Origin of the sequence: Sporosarcina sp. UB5, assembly GCF_050859005.1 — a bacterium.
In the GTDB taxonomy this organism is placed as follows: domain Bacteria; phylum Bacillota; class Bacilli; order Bacillales_A; family Planococcaceae; genus Sporosarcina.
Genome location: NZ_CP125984.1, coordinates 1,362,738 through 1,376,561, shown reverse-complemented (window position 1 = coordinate 1,376,561; position 13,824 = coordinate 1,362,738). Strand labels below are relative to the sequence as shown.

General features: G+C 47.4%; 16 protein-coding genes. 2 read left to right on the top strand and 14 right to left on the bottom strand.

Annotation, left to right across the window (positions count from 1 at the left end; genetic code table 11):
• Positions 1-7: 7 nt before the first annotated feature.
• The 11 genes from QM454_RS07240 to QM454_RS07190 all read right to left on the bottom strand — a co-directional run bounded on the left by QM454_RS07240 (position 8) and on the right by QM454_RS07190 (position 10,353).
• Entirely contained in the window at positions 8-295 is a 288-nt protein-coding gene (locus QM454_RS07240) for a YciI family protein (RefSeq protein WP_432363335.1), read from the bottom strand.
• A 420-nt stretch (positions 296-715) separates the two neighbouring features.
• Positions 716-1,507: a dioxygenase gene (locus QM454_RS07235; protein ID WP_432363333.1), complete on the bottom strand. Its 792-nt coding sequence runs from the start codon at positions 1,505-1,507 to the stop codon at positions 716-718.
• Positions 1,508-1,535: 28 nt separating this feature from the next.
• Positions 1,536-2,651: a muconate cycloisomerase family protein gene (locus QM454_RS07230; protein ID WP_432363331.1), complete on the bottom strand. Its 1,116-nt coding sequence runs from the start codon at positions 2,649-2,651 to the stop codon at positions 1,536-1,538.
• On the bottom strand, positions 2,648-3,283 hold the full coding sequence (locus QM454_RS07225; RefSeq protein ID WP_432363894.1) for a 3-oxoacid CoA-transferase subunit B: 636 nt from the start codon (positions 3,281-3,283) through the stop codon (positions 2,648-2,650). The genes QM454_RS07230 and QM454_RS07225 overlap by 4 nt, the downstream gene beginning before the upstream one ends.
• Positions 3,237-3,962, bottom strand: a complete 726-nt coding sequence (locus tag QM454_RS07220; protein ID WP_432363329.1) for a CoA transferase subunit A — start codon at positions 3,960-3,962, stop codon at positions 3,237-3,239. Before QM454_RS07220 ends, QM454_RS07225 begins: the two co-directional genes overlap by 47 nt.
• A 1-nt stretch (position 3,963) precedes the next feature.
• A complete protein-coding gene (locus QM454_RS07215) occupies positions 3,964-4,671 on the bottom strand; it encodes a carboxymuconolactone decarboxylase family protein (RefSeq protein WP_432363327.1) in 708 nt (235 codons plus the stop codon).
• Complete coding sequence (locus tag QM454_RS07210) at positions 4,664-5,515, bottom strand: alpha/beta fold hydrolase (protein WP_432363325.1); 852 nt, start codon at positions 5,513-5,515, stop codon at positions 4,664-4,666. The genes QM454_RS07215 and QM454_RS07210 overlap by 8 nt, the downstream gene beginning before the upstream one ends.
• The gene (locus QM454_RS07205) at positions 5,512-7,059 is read right to left on the bottom strand and encodes a 4-hydroxyphenylacetate 3-hydroxylase family protein (protein WP_432363323.1); all 1,548 of its coding nucleotides are present in this window, start codon (positions 7,057-7,059) and stop codon (positions 5,512-5,514) included. The genes QM454_RS07210 and QM454_RS07205 overlap by 4 nt, the downstream gene beginning before the upstream one ends.
• Positions 7,060-7,174: 115 nt before the next feature.
• Positions 7,175-7,639 carry a flavin reductase family protein gene (locus QM454_RS07200; protein WP_432363321.1) on the bottom strand — a complete coding sequence of 155 codons (465 nt, stop codon included), beginning with the start codon at positions 7,637-7,639 and terminating at the stop codon, positions 7,175-7,177.
• Positions 7,640-7,866: 227 nt separating this feature from the next.
• A complete protein-coding gene (locus QM454_RS07195; protein ID WP_432363319.1) occupies positions 7,867-9,213 on the bottom strand; it encodes a GntP family permease in 1,347 nt (448 codons plus the stop codon).
• 3 nt (positions 9,214-9,216) lie between these two features.
• The gene (locus QM454_RS07190) at positions 9,217-10,353 is read right to left on the bottom strand and encodes a glycerate kinase (RefSeq protein ID WP_432363317.1); all 1,137 of its coding nucleotides are present in this window, start codon (positions 10,351-10,353) and stop codon (positions 9,217-9,219) included.
• Positions 10,354-10,482: 129 nt separating this feature from the next.
• Between QM454_RS07190 and QM454_RS07185 the strand changes: the two genes are divergently transcribed.
• Positions 10,483-11,565, top strand: coding sequence for a CdaR family transcriptional regulator (locus tag QM454_RS07185; protein ID WP_432363315.1), 1,083 nt, complete (start codon positions 10,483-10,485; stop codon positions 11,563-11,565).
• Between the two features lie 26 nt (positions 11,566-11,591).
• On the opposite strand, the gene QM454_RS07180 is transcribed toward QM454_RS07185, so the two are convergent.
• Together QM454_RS07180 and QM454_RS07175 are read right to left on the bottom strand one after the other, a co-directional pair.
• On the bottom strand, positions 11,592-11,744 hold the full coding sequence (locus QM454_RS07180; RefSeq protein ID WP_432363314.1) for a hypothetical protein: 153 nt from the start codon (positions 11,742-11,744) through the stop codon (positions 11,592-11,594).
• A gap of 4 nt (positions 11,745-11,748) precedes the next feature.
• Positions 11,749-11,985, bottom strand: a complete 237-nt coding sequence (locus QM454_RS07175) for a glutaredoxin family protein (RefSeq protein WP_432363312.1) — start codon at positions 11,983-11,985, stop codon at positions 11,749-11,751.
• Positions 11,986-12,080: 95 nt separating this feature from the next.
• Here QM454_RS07175 and QM454_RS07170 point away from each other — a divergent pair, with 95 nt between their 5' ends.
• Positions 12,081-12,815 (top strand): MBL fold metallo-hydrolase, encoded by a 735-nt coding sequence (locus tag QM454_RS07170; protein ID WP_432363310.1) that lies wholly within the window; start codon positions 12,081-12,083, stop codon positions 12,813-12,815.
• 75 nt (positions 12,816-12,890) lie between these two features.
• Here the strand turns inward: QM454_RS07170 and QM454_RS07165 are convergent, their stop codons facing one another.
• Entirely contained in the window at positions 12,891-13,769 is an 879-nt protein-coding gene (locus tag QM454_RS07165) for a PepSY domain-containing protein (RefSeq protein WP_432363308.1), read from the bottom strand.
• Positions 13,770-13,824 lie beyond the last annotated feature (55 nt).

Below are 13,824 nucleotides of genomic sequence, written 5' to 3'. Positions count from 1 at the left end.
CTGCTAATCATTGATTAAAAATCCCTTCCAACGGCTCCCATGGATAGATGGTCGCTTCAAATTTCTCCTCAATCACCGCAGGGTCATTATCAGCAAACTGCTGCGCCTCTTCCAAGCTATCGACTTCAAGAATGATCAATCCACCTGTATGATCCATGAACGGCCCGCCCGCAATCAGATTTCCTTTCGCTAAAGCTTCCCTCACATACTCCCGATGTGGAACGAGCCCTTGCTCCCAATGCGGCTTCCCTTCTTTCCATGCTTTACCTGTCGTGAAATGAATGACAAATTTCATACAAGTCCCCCCTCTTCATTCGTTACTAATCTACTTCGACACGACTTCGGATAATACCTCGTGTAAAGAGGAATTCGGGCGGGCATGGAAATCGGTTATCACCACTCAACAAGGGTTTATCACCGCTTGCAGAGAGTTTATCACCGCTTAGCGGCACTTTATCACCGCTCGGAGGAAGTTTATCACCGCTTAGACAGTATTTATCACCGTTCGACCTTTTCAGCCCGCAAACACAAGGACAAATCTTAGTTTGACAAAGGCATTTAGCGCGGCAACTGCGCATTTTGGAAAACAGTATATTTCCGCGGACCCACACTCACTTCTTGCCAACATACAACCTCGCGACAAATGCCCTTCACCAATCAAGCAATAAAACAATGCACACAGCCACCCCCGCTGTGTGCATCACCATTCAATCTATTAACTATAAACAGGCTTATCCTGTAAGCGCAGCTTGAAGTCCAAATGGGCTGAGTAGTAGTCGGTCTCTAACCCTTTTTCTGCCCCATCGCGTTTCTCCAATTTCGTAACAAGCGTACCGCGGACGCCATTTGCGACATCGTTGTCCAAGTATTGATTCCCCTCGAAAAATACTTGCGAAATTAACGGATCGCCGTTTTGTGGCTTGAATAGGAAGTGGAGATGGGCCGGTCGGAATGGATGCGAGTCAATCCACTCGAGGAATTTTCCTGTCGGGCCGCCTGTTGGAATCGAGTAATCGCCAGGGATGACTGTTTGCACTTCGAACTTCCCATTTTCATCCGTAAACAGCACCGCGCGTAAGTTTTCGGCTGGAATCCCTTCCGCAAACCCGGAGTACTCACCGTTCGCATCCGCTTGCCAAATATCCACTTTCGTATTCGCTAACGGGTTGCCGTCAACGTCAGTGACCGTTCCACTGAAGAAAAACACGTCGCCTTTCTCGTCTTCGCGCATTGGCATAACGCCTGGATTTTCAATTTCAGCCGCATCCTTCAAATAGAAAGGTCCCAAAATCGTCGGCTCTGTCCCTTCCACGTTTTTGTACATTTCTTGGAGGGCGTGCGTTTCGAAGAACACGTCCATGAAAAGCGGAATTTCACCTGACCGGCCGAGTTCGTCCGCCCAATCGACGAGCGCCTGGTAATCATTATGATCCAGCTCATGCTCGCGGATTAACTCCTTAAATTTAACGACTAGCCCATTGTAAACGTCTACTACTTTTTGATTCATCTCTTCATCCTTTCAATCATTGTTTTTATTATAAATCCCTTGCGTAATGGAAAATCTTCTCCACATCCATCTCCATACCATAGCCAGGACCGCTCGGGACAGTTAACTGAAAATCTTCATATATAATCGCATTTGACGTAATTGTGTCTGTGAATAAAAGCGGGCCGAAAAGCTCCGTCCCATATTTCATGTCAGGGATTGTCGAATAAACTTGCGCAGCAATCGCAGTACCTAACGATGACTCAATCATCGTGCCGCCGTATAAGGAAATGCCCGCAGCCTCCGCAATTGCCGCAACTTTTTTCGTAGCAGTCAGTCCACCAACATTCGCGGGCTTAATCGAAAACACATTCCCTGCACGATGCTTCGCTACTTGATACGCTTCTTCCAACGAAACAAGCGACTCATCCGCCATCATCGGAACTTTGAATCTCGACACAAGGCGCATCATTCCTTCTTTATTCCAAACGGGCAGTGGCTGTTCAATTAAATCGACGCCGCCATCCTCCAACGCTTCAATGCAATACATCGCGGTCGTCTCGTCCCACGCTTGATTGACATCGACCCGGACGCTCGCCGCATCCCCAACAGCTTCCTTAATCTTTAGCACGTGGTCGACATTCCGTTTCGGATCGCCCATGCCAATTTTCAACTTGAAAATATTGTGTCGTTTCGCTTGTAAACTTTCCTTCGCCTCTTCAATGTCCCGCCGTGTGTCCCCGCTTGCGAGCGTCCACGCGACTGGCAACGCAGCGTGGATTTGCCCACCAAATAATTCAAAAACCGGAATCCCTTTCGCCTTCGCGGCAAGCTCGACGACCGCTGCTTCCACCGCCGCCTTCCCAAACATATTGCCAACGACGTGTTGATTGACCGTATGCGAAATCGCATCGAAATGAGCTGCATTCCGTCCGATGACAAGTGGCTTTATATACTTTTCGATATTCATTTTGATTGCTTCCGGAGTTTCCGAACAATACGAAGCGCCCCCGATTGTCGCCACTTCTCCCCAACCTTCGAGCCTATCATCGCCCGTCACACGTACGAGGACGATTGTCTGCATAACAATCGTATGCATCGCAAGCTTATGCGGCCGGATCGTCGGGAGATCGACAATAAGGACATCGAGCGTTTGGATGTTCATGAGCCAACACCCCCCTCGACAAAATGGGCCTCCGTACTTTCTCGCACTTGTTCAATCGTCGCGCCCGGCATGAGTTCTGTCAAAACCAGCTGACCATTCACGACCGTAAATACAGCCAATTCCGTAATGATCATGTCGACGCTACGAGTTGACGTGAGCGGAAATGTGCATGCTTTCATGAGCTTACTATTGCCGTCCTTCGTCAAATGGGAAGTCGTCACGATCACTTTTTTGGCACCTACGAGCAAATCCATCGCGCCGCCGACGCCAATAATGTTTTTTCCGGGGATAGCCCAATTGGCGATGCAGCCGGTTTCATCGATTTGAAGTGCGCCGAGAATCGCAACATCGACATGCCCGCCGCGGATCATCCCGAACGATTCTGCACTGCTAAAAAACGAAGCACCGACCCGTTCGCCGACCGGCAATTTCCCTGCGTTCACTAAGTTTGGGTCCTCTTCCTCTACATCGGTTACGCCTAACAAACCGTTTTCCGTATGAAAGTGGATGAGTTCATCGTCAACATACTTCGCGACGAGTGTCGGAATGCCGATGCCTAAGTTCACGACAGAAGGTCCTTTCAGTTCATTTGCAGCACGCTTCGCAATTAACTCTTGCACTTTGTTTCCGATGGACAACACCTTCCTTCGTCAGGATTTTCTTCGCAACGATTAGCCTGTCGACGAATAGATGGGGCGTGACGATTTCCTCCGGAGACAGCTCGCCTGCTGACACGATTTCATCCACTTCGACAATGACGAAATCAGCAGCGGTCGCCATAACCGGGTTGAAATTTCGGGCGGTCTTATAGTAGATAAGGTTGCCGAGCGTATCTGCCTTATGCGCGCGGATGAGCGCCACATCTGCACGTAATGGCCGCTCGAATACATACGGTTCCCCATCGATTTCCCGTACCTCTTTCCCTATCGCAAGCTCTGTTCCGACTCCTGTCTTCGTATAGAAGCCGCCAATTCCTGCGCCACCTGCCCGCATCGCTTCCGCAAGCGTCCCTTGTGGTAGCAGTTGTAAATCGATTTCCCCTCGCTGATACGCTTCGCCGACTTCCCGGTTGCTCGTAAAATAGGAGCCTATTGCTTTCCGTATTTTCTTCTGACGAAGCAGTACGCCAAGCCCTTCACCCGCTTCACCGAGATTATTGCTTATAATCGTAAGTCCATCGACGTCTTTCTCCGTTAAACCTTCAATCAATGTGAGCGGTGCGCCAATAAGACCAAATCCGCCGACCATAATCGTCTGCCCGCTTTTTATTACAGAAAGAGCATTTTCAACCTGTTCATAGACGATGGCCAAGTTAGCTGCCCCCTTCGAATAACGAATCGCTCGCCTCGAACCATGCTGGTATGCCCGCGGTTAACAGGCAGATGAGACCGACTTCCGCAAGCTCGCCTTCAGTCGCCTCAGCAGATCGCGCTCGTTCCATCCATTTCCCCGCGTCCTTTCCTTGAAGGCAAGTACTATGGATGCCGACCATTAGTAGCAATTTCATCTTCGCACTGACGACTCCTCTTACGAGCAGCAAGTCATTCCACAGTTCCTCCGGCGCTTTCAATATGTTCGATACGTACGTTGCATCCTCTTTCTCAAGGATGGAACTGAAATAATGGAGAACATCATTCATCTCAGGATTATAAAAATAAGGCCCCTTCGGCAACCCTTTCAAGGATAGTGCGTAATTTACTGATTGGATGCCAGTTTTTATAGACTTAAGCCCGCCATACCGGTTCGCGACAAGCAAGTACTCAATCAACTCCGGAATCGTTGCGCCCCCGTCGATGGCACCTTTCGTATGGTAGAGCATGCTTCGCTCGTAGCATCTCGCTGCATTGATTCCGACGAGAAGAAGGTCCTTTTCCTTGCGAGATAAAAGCCCATCCTCCATAATGGCGCTGCGCAGGCTTGTGTAATGATCAAGTGCGTCCGGCCGGTAGTCGTGCATTTTCTCGACCCATCCTGGAACTGCGCCGTACACTTCTTTGAAATACGCCAACCCATTACTCATCTAAAATCACCCCATCCAAGAACTTCCGGATTTCAGTCAAAATGTCTTCCCGTTTCTCAAAGACCATCGTGTAATGATTGCAATCCGAATGGAACGTCGTCAGTTTCGATGTATACTTTTTCGTCTCTTCGTAATCGGCATCCGTGAAGAACGGTGGAAACGGCCCAATTTCTCCGTTCGCTTGAATGAGCAATGTTTCGCAAGCGATTTTCCCCATTACTTCAATCGGGTTGAAAAAGTCAAAACTGGCAAAGTCCTCTTCAATATTTTCAGTTGCAGATTTGTGCACCCATCCACTAGTCGTTCCGTGAATCTCATACTCTACAATTTCCTGAACAGCATCGGTCCATTTAATACCGAGCCGTTTGTAGAGCTGCCGCAACTCCTCGACATACGCTCGCTTCGATTCATACGTTTTCCGGAGCCTTCCGAGCGACGGCCTAACAATATCGTGCTGGCGTCCCGACATCCGCGCGGCACCGTCCAGTAATACGAGTCCTTTCACCGACGGCAATTCGCTTGCAACGATTGCGGAGATATAGGCTCCCATTGAATGGCCGAGTAAAATCGTGTCTTTTATTCCTAAAACGTCGATCAATTGTGCCACATCTTCCGCATGAGAGAAGATGGAGGGGGCGTCATCCATCCCCGAACTACCGCCCCTTCCCCGTAAATCACACGCGATGAATCGATAGTCGCCCTGTAAGCTTTCCGCGTAATGAAGCATATTCTTATGCGTCCCAGTCAGCCCGTGAAGCGCGATGATTGTTCCTTTTTCTCCTGGAAAATCGGCAATTTGCAAATAGCGCCTACCGAGCTCCACTTTATATAGTCGATGCGTCATTTTTTAAAGTAGCTCACATCGTCCGGATTGACCCACGTGTCGTTTGTCCAGCCGGTCAAATCGTAGTCGTTCAAGCATTCCTCAGCGAATTTCTCGAACTGATCCGCCTGCCCGCTCATATTGGCGACGACCAAGTTTTCAAGTCGGATGTTTTCGTGGTTGCCGGAATAATTGCGCTCATACAGTTCATGCCTGCCACCGTATTCCGTTCCGATGGCATCCCATAACAATTTGATGAGTTTAATCTTTTCTTCTGCTCCTATGCCGTATGAACCGCGGTATAGTTTATCCAACAGCGGACGTAGCTCTGGATTTTGGAAATCTCTTGAACTGGACGGCTGTGCAATGAGGCTACCCGCGACGACGTTCTCGATAATTTCTTTCACCCGCGGCCACCCTTCGGACATGAACATCCGGTATGCGAGCCCGTAATTTAAATTTGGCAGCTTCGCCCCGTTCCGCCCTTCATCCGGGTTTAATGCCATTGCGTCGCTCAGCGCCCAAAACATGTTTTTCCAAGCGAGCACTTCGCCGACATTTACTTGAACACCGCGGAATTGGTCAGAACCGTTCATTTTGACGGCTTTCAGCAATAAACCTGAAACGAAGTCAAGCTTGACCGCGAGCCTCGTCACGCCGTGGAACGTGAATCTATGCAAGAAACCGCTATCCGCGAAGAAGCTGTTCGCTTTTTCCACGTCTTTGTAAATGATGATATTCTCCCAAGGGATGAGCGCGTTGTCGAAAATGAGGACTGAGTCGTTTTCATCGAAACGGCTGCTCAATGGATAGTCGAACGGGCTTCCCATAACGGCGGCATTCATTTCATATGACGCACGGCTTACGAGCTTCACACCCGGCGTATCCATCGCCGCCACGAACACGAGCGCAAACTCCTCCTTCGTAATCGGCGCAGCGCCATAATGGGCGACAAAGTTATAGTTCGTCAATGCAGATCCTGTCGCGACCATCTTCGCCCCGCTAACAATTACCCCTTGCTCCGTCTCTCCGACAGCCCTTACGAAAATATCTGCTACCGCATCTAGGGGCTTATGCCTGTCCACCGGCGGATTGATGATTGCATGGTTGAAATACCAATTCCGCTCCTGCGCCTCTTGGTACCATCGTCGTGCATTGTCGGCATACTTCCCGTAGTAATCCGGATCCGCACCGAGCGTCGCGAGAAACGCCGCCTTATAATCCGGCGATCTCCCCATCTGGCCGTACGTTAGGCGCGCCCATTGCGCAATCGCATCGCGAGATTCCAACAAGTCTTGCGCACTCTTGTCCACACGGAAATATTTCTGCGTGAAGCCGCCATTGCCCGTATCCGTCTCGACCGTCAAAATGTCCTTCGTCTTCTCGTCATGTAGCGCGTCGTACAGTCGTGCAATCGACCTCGCGGCATTTCGGAAAGCAGGATGCGTCGTTACATCTTTCACCTTTTCGCCATGCAGCCAAATTTCCCGCCCGTCCTTTAAACTTTCTAAATACTCCTTACCTGTCAACGGCAATACGGTTTTCTTTTCCTGTTCAACTGGCATGTATTCACTCCTCCTTGTCCCATTACACCTATACGTATGCTTGTCTCAAAGGAAAAATGCCGAAGTAAATGAAAAACTGGTTCCCCGACAATTTTCCGGAAAACCAGTTTTTTCATTATTGAGGTGCCACTTTCATAAACTTACCGCCGTAAAAAGCGAGCGGCTCCCCATCTCCATAATTAAATTGAACGACTTTGCCGACAAACAGCACATGATCGCCACCATCATATTCCGCCCACGGTTCGCATTCCATATGAGCAAGTGAACCGCGAATCCGCAAATCATCCCATTCAAACGGTGCGGGAGTTTGAGGCCTGCCGGCAAAATGCATTGCTGTACCGTGCTGATTCTCTCGTAAAATATTGATCGTGAAAGAATTGTTTCTTAAATACGGCAACGCTCTCGTCCGTCGATCCACCGACACGAGCACAAGCGGTGGATCAAGCGAAACCGACGTGAAGGAATTCGCCGTAAATCCATGCTTGCCTTGCTCATGTGCACACGTCACTACTGTTACCCCTGTCGCAAAACGTCCAAAGCAATTGCGCAGCTCCCGTACATCTATCGTCATTTCACCCATTCGTTCATCATCTCCTTTATAGTAGTTGGTATATTATTTTTTACAATTGGACAACTTTATGAACAGTTTACTATATGCATGGAAAAGGTCGGCGTATGCTGAAAGGGGGGTTATCACCGTTCAGGCATCGTTTATCACCGCTTGAGCATGTGTTATCACCGACTCGACCATTTCCCCATACAAAAACGCTGATTCCCCGAAAGGAATCAGCGCATGTCTATTAGTTATTACACGAGAACCATCCAAACAATCATCGCGACGATAATTGTCGTTACACCTTGCAACAACGTAGCCATCGTATGCGATTTGTAAGCGTCTGTCACTTTCATTCCACTGAATTCAGTGACGACCCAGAAGAAGCTGTCGTTCACGTGGCTGACCGTCATTGCGCCTGCACCTACTGCCATGACGACGAGTGCGAGCGGAATTGCCCCTTCGACCCCCATTGCCGGAAGCAATGGTGCAACGAGTGTCGATGTAATGACCAACGCTGCCGTCGACGAGCCTTGTGCCGTTTTCAATGCAACTGCAATGAAGAACGGAATGAGCAAGAATAATGCCCCACCCGCTAGTGCATCGAAGTTCATTTCACTAATCAAATCAGCAACACCTGAATTCGAGATGACTTTCCCGAACGCACCACCAGCACCTGTAATAAGCAAAATCGGAGCCGCTTCTTTCAATCCTTCTCCGATCCACTTCGTTAATGTCTCTTCATTCCATTTCGGTAGTAGCAGGAATGCCGCGAGAACACCGAGTAGTAAAGCGACAGTCGGAGAACCTAAAAACAGAAGGAAGTTTCTAAAGCCGCTTTCCGCCATCGTCAATTTCGCGACGGACCCAACACCAATTAAAACGATTGGCAAGCCGATCGGGAGAAACGCTTTGAACGTCGATGGCATTTCACCAAACGATTTAACGATTTCATCGTAGTCAAAGTTCGTATCTTCCACATCTTCAGGTACGGTAATTTTCGAGCCGACCCTTACTGCCCATAAGTACCCAACAATGACCGCCGGAATGGCAACGAGAAGCCCCATCAGAATAATCGTGCCTAAAAATCCTTCCGCTCCAATATTACCCGCTGCCGCAATCGGCCCTGGTGTCGGAGGTACTAATGTGTGTGTTGCATAAAGCCCTGTCGAAAGCGCAACAGCCATCGATGCAATCGTAACTTTTGCCCGCTTCGCCAACGCTTTCTTCAAACTTGATAAGATAATGAAGCCCGAATCACAGAAAACTGGAATCGATACGATATACCCGATTAAAGACATAGCCAATTGAGGGCGCTTCTCTCCGATTAGGCGTAACACAACTTCCGCCATTCGAAACGCAGCTCCCGATTTCTCTAAAATGACACCGATAATCGTACCCGCCACGATGACGAGGCCGATTCCTTTCATCAACCCACCGAAGCCTTCGTTCACATTTTCAACGACGGTAAGCAGTGGCATACCGGACGTAATACCGACAAAAAACGCTCCAGCCAATAACGATAGAAACGGATGGACCTTGAACACCGCTGTTAGTACGACAATTAGAACAACACTTAGTGCAATCATTGCAAATAACATTACTTACACCTCTTTTTCTAGTATGGACTCCATCACTTTTTTTGTTTTCTTACGCAAATGTTCGAAAGCATTTGCAATCGCATCTTCCACAGGCACATCTTCATCCATAATCGCGTGAACTTCTGTAAACAGCGGCGCCAATGCACCGCGACTTTCTTCATCCACAGCCCCTGAAATGAGAATGATAGGCTTGCCTTCTCGATGCGCCGCTTTCGCAATACCAAACGGCGTTTTTCCGGAAAACGTCTGTACATCTGTTTTCCCTTCACCGGTAATAATTAAATCTGCATCTTTCATCTGCTGCTCAAACTCAATTGCCTCGAGCACAACATCAATTCCTTGCCGCATTTCACCATTGAAAAACGCCTGGAACGCACCACCCGCTCCTCCAGCGGCACCAGCACCTTCCTTTGAATGAAGGGCAATTCCTGTTTCTTTTTCAATCGCGTCGGCGAATTTCCGTAAATTCCGGTCAAGAGCGTCCACGTCACTAGGACTTGCCCCCTTCTGCGGTCCGAAAATCGCTGATGCTCCTTCGCTACCGACAAATGGATTTTTCACATCACTCGCAATCAAAAACTCACTTTGCGAGATACGCTTGTCCCATTTTCCACTGTCTATCGAGCTAATATACTGGAGTCCGCCTCCACCTTTCGGCAAGTCATTCCCGTCTTTATCCAACAGTCTCATGCCAAGCGCTTGGAGAATTCCCGCTCCTCCGTCATTCGTTGCGCTTCCTCCTAAACCGATGATAAATTTCCGGTACCCACTATCTAGGGCGTGGACGATCAATTCACCAGTGCCGTATGAAGAAGCGATATACGGATTTTTTTCAGTTTCCTTCAGCTTCATAAGCCCTGAAGCTTCGGCAATTTCGATTGCGCATGTTTCACCGTCACCAAGAATGCCATATGTCGCGCAAATCGGTCTTCCTAACGGGTCTTCCACAGTCACTGACACGTACTTTCCTTTTGTCGCATCTACTAAGCTCCTCATCGTTCCTTCCCCACCGTCAGCTGCGGGCAACAAAACCGTCTGAATGTCCGGGTTAACGTCCCGAACACCTGCAGCCATTGCCTCTGCCGCTTCGATGGCCGTCAAACTTCCTTTGAACGAATCAGGTGCTAAAATTACTTTCAAACAGAGCACCTCCATATGTACTAAAGCGCTTGCACTTAAATTATATGCGTTGAGAAAAAAAATACATTATACTTAATGTAGAAGTTTCGTGTACTATTACAGATGTTTTTTATACGAGGGGTTGGATTTTTGATTACGAAAAAGTTAGCAGAGGAAATCGTAGAACAGACGATGGTCCGATTGAACAAAAATTTAAATGTGATGGATACAAATGGAATGATCTTAGCTTCCGGGGAAAAAGAGCGTATTGATCGAATTCATGAAGGCGCAGCACATGTCGCGAAAACAAAGCGACCACTTTGGATCAATGATGACAATGCCGCACAGTGGCACGGTGCAAAGCACGGTGTAAACATGCCTATTTATTATAATGACCGATTGGTTGGCATCATTGGCATTACCGGAGAACCTGAAGAATTGAGAGACATTGCGACGCTCGTACAAATGACGACTGAGATGATGGTCCGTCAGACACTAATTACATCGGAAACCGAATGGAAACAGAAGATGATGGGACTCATTTATGAAGAGCTAACTGAGGGAGGACCACTTTCACCGATTGTCATCGATCGGCTCGCCTTATTAAAGTTCAATATGACCGGCCCCTATTTGACGATGCTCGTGCATGCGAAAAATTTACCTGCATCTCCACAGCGACTAATTGAATCGATGGAAAAACTGTTCGAGAGAAACTCTGTGCTCATTTGCCACTCACAGTTGAATGAAGTATTCATCGTATTATCTGACGCGAAACCGTCAGCACTTGATCGGACGTTGCAGAAAATCCTTGCTTTATTCCAGAAGGACGCTTCTGTCCAAATTGGCGTCGGGTTACCTGTCGAACAGTTGGATAACATTGCCCATTCGTATGAAACCGCTAAATACGCCATTCAATATGGACATTCGAATCAGCAGATTCATCACTATGATGACATCGAACTCATCGCCCTCTTAAAAAGCCGTCCAACCCAATTAAAAGAGCGCTTTACCAAGCGGATTCTTGACGGATTAAATGAGCAACTTATTGAAACGTTAGAAGCATTTTTCGAACATGATCAAGCGATTGGAGAAACGGCAAATGCTCTCGATATCCATCGCCATACATTGACGTATCGGCTACGAAAAGTGAAGGAGCTGACATCGCTAGATCCAACCCTTTTTCGCGACGCAGTTCTATTTCACATCGCCTTGCTTGTAAAGAGGATGAGATGAGGAATAAAAAACCCCCTATCGATTTGTTAATCGATAGGGTTGTTATACAACAATTGCATGATGACCAGAAATACGCCAGTGAGGAAAAGGGCTACGTGGCCGATGCAAATTTTAGGGAATAATCTTCGTTCCATTTTCGCAATCGAATCTTTCGCACATGTACAAAATAATTTTTTCAATTAATTATCCTTTTAACGCTGCTTGCACTGCTGCCGTGTCGAAGCCTAAAATCCATTTGCCGTTCAGTTCGGTTTGTGGAACGCCCATTTGGCCCGTCGTTTGTACGAGCTTCCGACCTGCTTCTTCGTCCTCTTGCACATTCACTTCACGGTATTGGATATTTTGTTCATCTAAATAATTTTTCATCATTGTGCAGTATGGGCATGTGTTTGTCGTGTACACTGTAGCTATATTCGTCATTTTCATCTCTCCTTTAGTTTTCATTTTCACTATTATGTTATACCCCTCTAGGTATAAATGCAAACAAATAGATTTGATAGGGAGGCGCAATACATATGAATGTAATTCCAGTTGGCATTTGGGGTGGCTATCCGAAAGCGAATGGGGCCACTTCCTCTTTTTTAATTGAACATGACGGGTTTCATTGCCTCGTCGACTGCGGAAGCGGCGTACTCGCTTCATTGCAAAATTATGTACCGTTAGAGAAGTTGGATGCGGTCGTAATTAGTCATTATCATGCAGACCATATTGCAGACATTGGCAGCTTGCAATATAGCAGGCTCATCAACTACTATCTGGGAAAACCATCTCCGGCGCTGCCGATTTACGGCCATGATCGGGATGAGGACAATTTTGCCAAACTATCATATAAAGAGCAAACGATCGGTGTCGCTGTTCAGGAAACCGATCGTATCCACATTGGACCTTTCGAAGTAACATTTTGCGAAACGGTGCACCCCGTCTATTGTTTGGCAATGAAATTCACAGTCGATGGACGGTCCGTCACATTGACCGCCGACACAGAATGGCATGACAAACTTGTACAATTTGCAAGCGGGACGGATCTTTTAATTAGCGAGGCTAATTTGTACGAGGAGCATCTTGGCAAAGCACCAGGTCATATGGCAGGTAGCGAAGCAGGGAAACTTGCGAACTTAGCAAGCGCGAAAAGGCTAGTTTTAACACATTTACCTTTGCACGGTGATCCGTCGGATATTTTGGACGCGGCAACAGCAGTTTTCGAAGGAGACGCTGAATTGGCGGTCGTTGGGAAAGTGTATAAGGTTTAATGGACGAGAAAAAAGCGGGCAGTATGGCAGCTGCCCGCTTGGTTTTTATGTTTAGTGATGAATTTATTTAGTTACTTAATCATCGTCGTTATCGTCGTCGTTATCGACATCTCGTTCAAATGAAAGAATTTTGCCAGTGTATGCATGAATTTCGAGCTCGTATTCGATGTCGCCGTCTTCCATTTCAATTTCATAAACATTATCATCATCTAGCTCAAAATCAGTTACGACGCCGCTTGCATGTTGCTTAGCAATCGCAATTACTTGCTCTTTCGTAAGCATCGTCTTTTTGTTTGACTTCTTGTCATCTGATTTCACGACCTGTTGTTCCTTTGCCGGTTCAACAACTTTCAATGTAGATGCTGCAACTTTTTCAGTTTGCACTTTCACTTCCGTTTGCGGTTGCGCCTTTACTTCAGTCTTAACGTTGCGGTAACGCTCTTTCTCAAATTTCAAAAACTCACCAGTAACTGCATCCAACTCGATTTCGTATTTGAATTCGCCATCTCTCATTTCGATATCGTATTCTTTACGTCCATCATCTGAATCCAGCTCGAATTCTTTCACTGTGCCAGCTGCTTTCGTTTTTGCAATGGCAATTGCTTCTTCTTTCGTCAACAGTTTTTGAGATTGAGAAACCGCTTGTTTACGGTCCTTCTCCAGTTCTTTTTCAAACTTAATAATTGCACCTGTGTACGCGTCCACTTCTAGATCGTACTCATATTTTCCATCTTTCAAATCGACGTCGAAATGGTACCGGCCATCGTCTTTATCTAACTCAATTTCTGTGACAACACCGTTTTTTACTTTTTCAATAGCGATCTGTTTTGCTGCTTGCAATGAAATTAGTTTGTCTGCCGGTTTGTCAGTGCTCGGAACCGAGTCATCCGCCAATGCAACACCGCCGATAGCTACGACTCCTGCTAATGCAGGGATGAACATCCATTTTTTCATGTTTGTTTTCCTCCTTTTTTTCTTACATCTTCATAGTACCTCGTGAAGATGAGAG

Excerpts from the sequence above, each read along its gene's own strand:
- QM454_RS07240 (WP_432363335.1), bottom strand. The coding sequence starts at position 295 with ATGAAATTTGTCATTCATTTCACGACAGGTAAAGCATGGAAAGAAGGG.
- QM454_RS07235 (WP_432363333.1), bottom strand. The coding sequence starts at position 1,507 with ATGAATCAAAAAGTAGTAGACGTTTACAATGGGCTAGTCGTTAAATTT.
- QM454_RS07230 (WP_432363331.1), bottom strand. The coding sequence starts at position 2,651 with ATGAACATCCAAACGCTCGATGTCCTTATTGTCGATCTCCCGACGATC.
- QM454_RS07215 (WP_432363327.1), bottom strand. The coding sequence starts at position 4,671 with ATGAGTAATGGGTTGGCGTATTTCAAAGAAGTGTACGGCGCAGTTCCA.
- QM454_RS07210 (WP_432363325.1), bottom strand. The coding sequence starts at position 5,515 with ATGACGCATCGACTATATAAAGTGGAGCTCGGTAGGCGCTATTTGCAA.
- QM454_RS07205 (WP_432363323.1), bottom strand. The coding sequence starts at position 7,059 with ATGCCAGTTGAACAGGAAAAGAAAACCGTATTGCCGTTGACAGGTAAG.
- QM454_RS07200 (WP_432363321.1), bottom strand. The coding sequence starts at position 7,639 with ATGGGTGAAATGACGATAGATGTACGGGAGCTGCGCAATTGCTTTGGA.
- QM454_RS07195 (WP_432363319.1), bottom strand. The coding sequence starts at position 9,213 with ATGTTATTTGCAATGATTGCACTAAGTGTTGTTCTAATTGTCGTACTA.
- QM454_RS07175 (WP_432363312.1), bottom strand. The coding sequence starts at position 11,985 with ATGACGAATATAGCTACAGTGTACACGACAAACACATGCCCATACTGC.
- QM454_RS07170 (WP_432363310.1), top strand. The coding sequence starts at position 12,081 with ATGAATGTAATTCCAGTTGGCATTTGGGGTGGCTATCCGAAAGCGAAT.
- QM454_RS07165 (WP_432363308.1), bottom strand. The coding sequence starts at position 13,769 with ATGAAAAAATGGATGTTCATCCCTGCATTAGCAGGAGTCGTAGCTATC.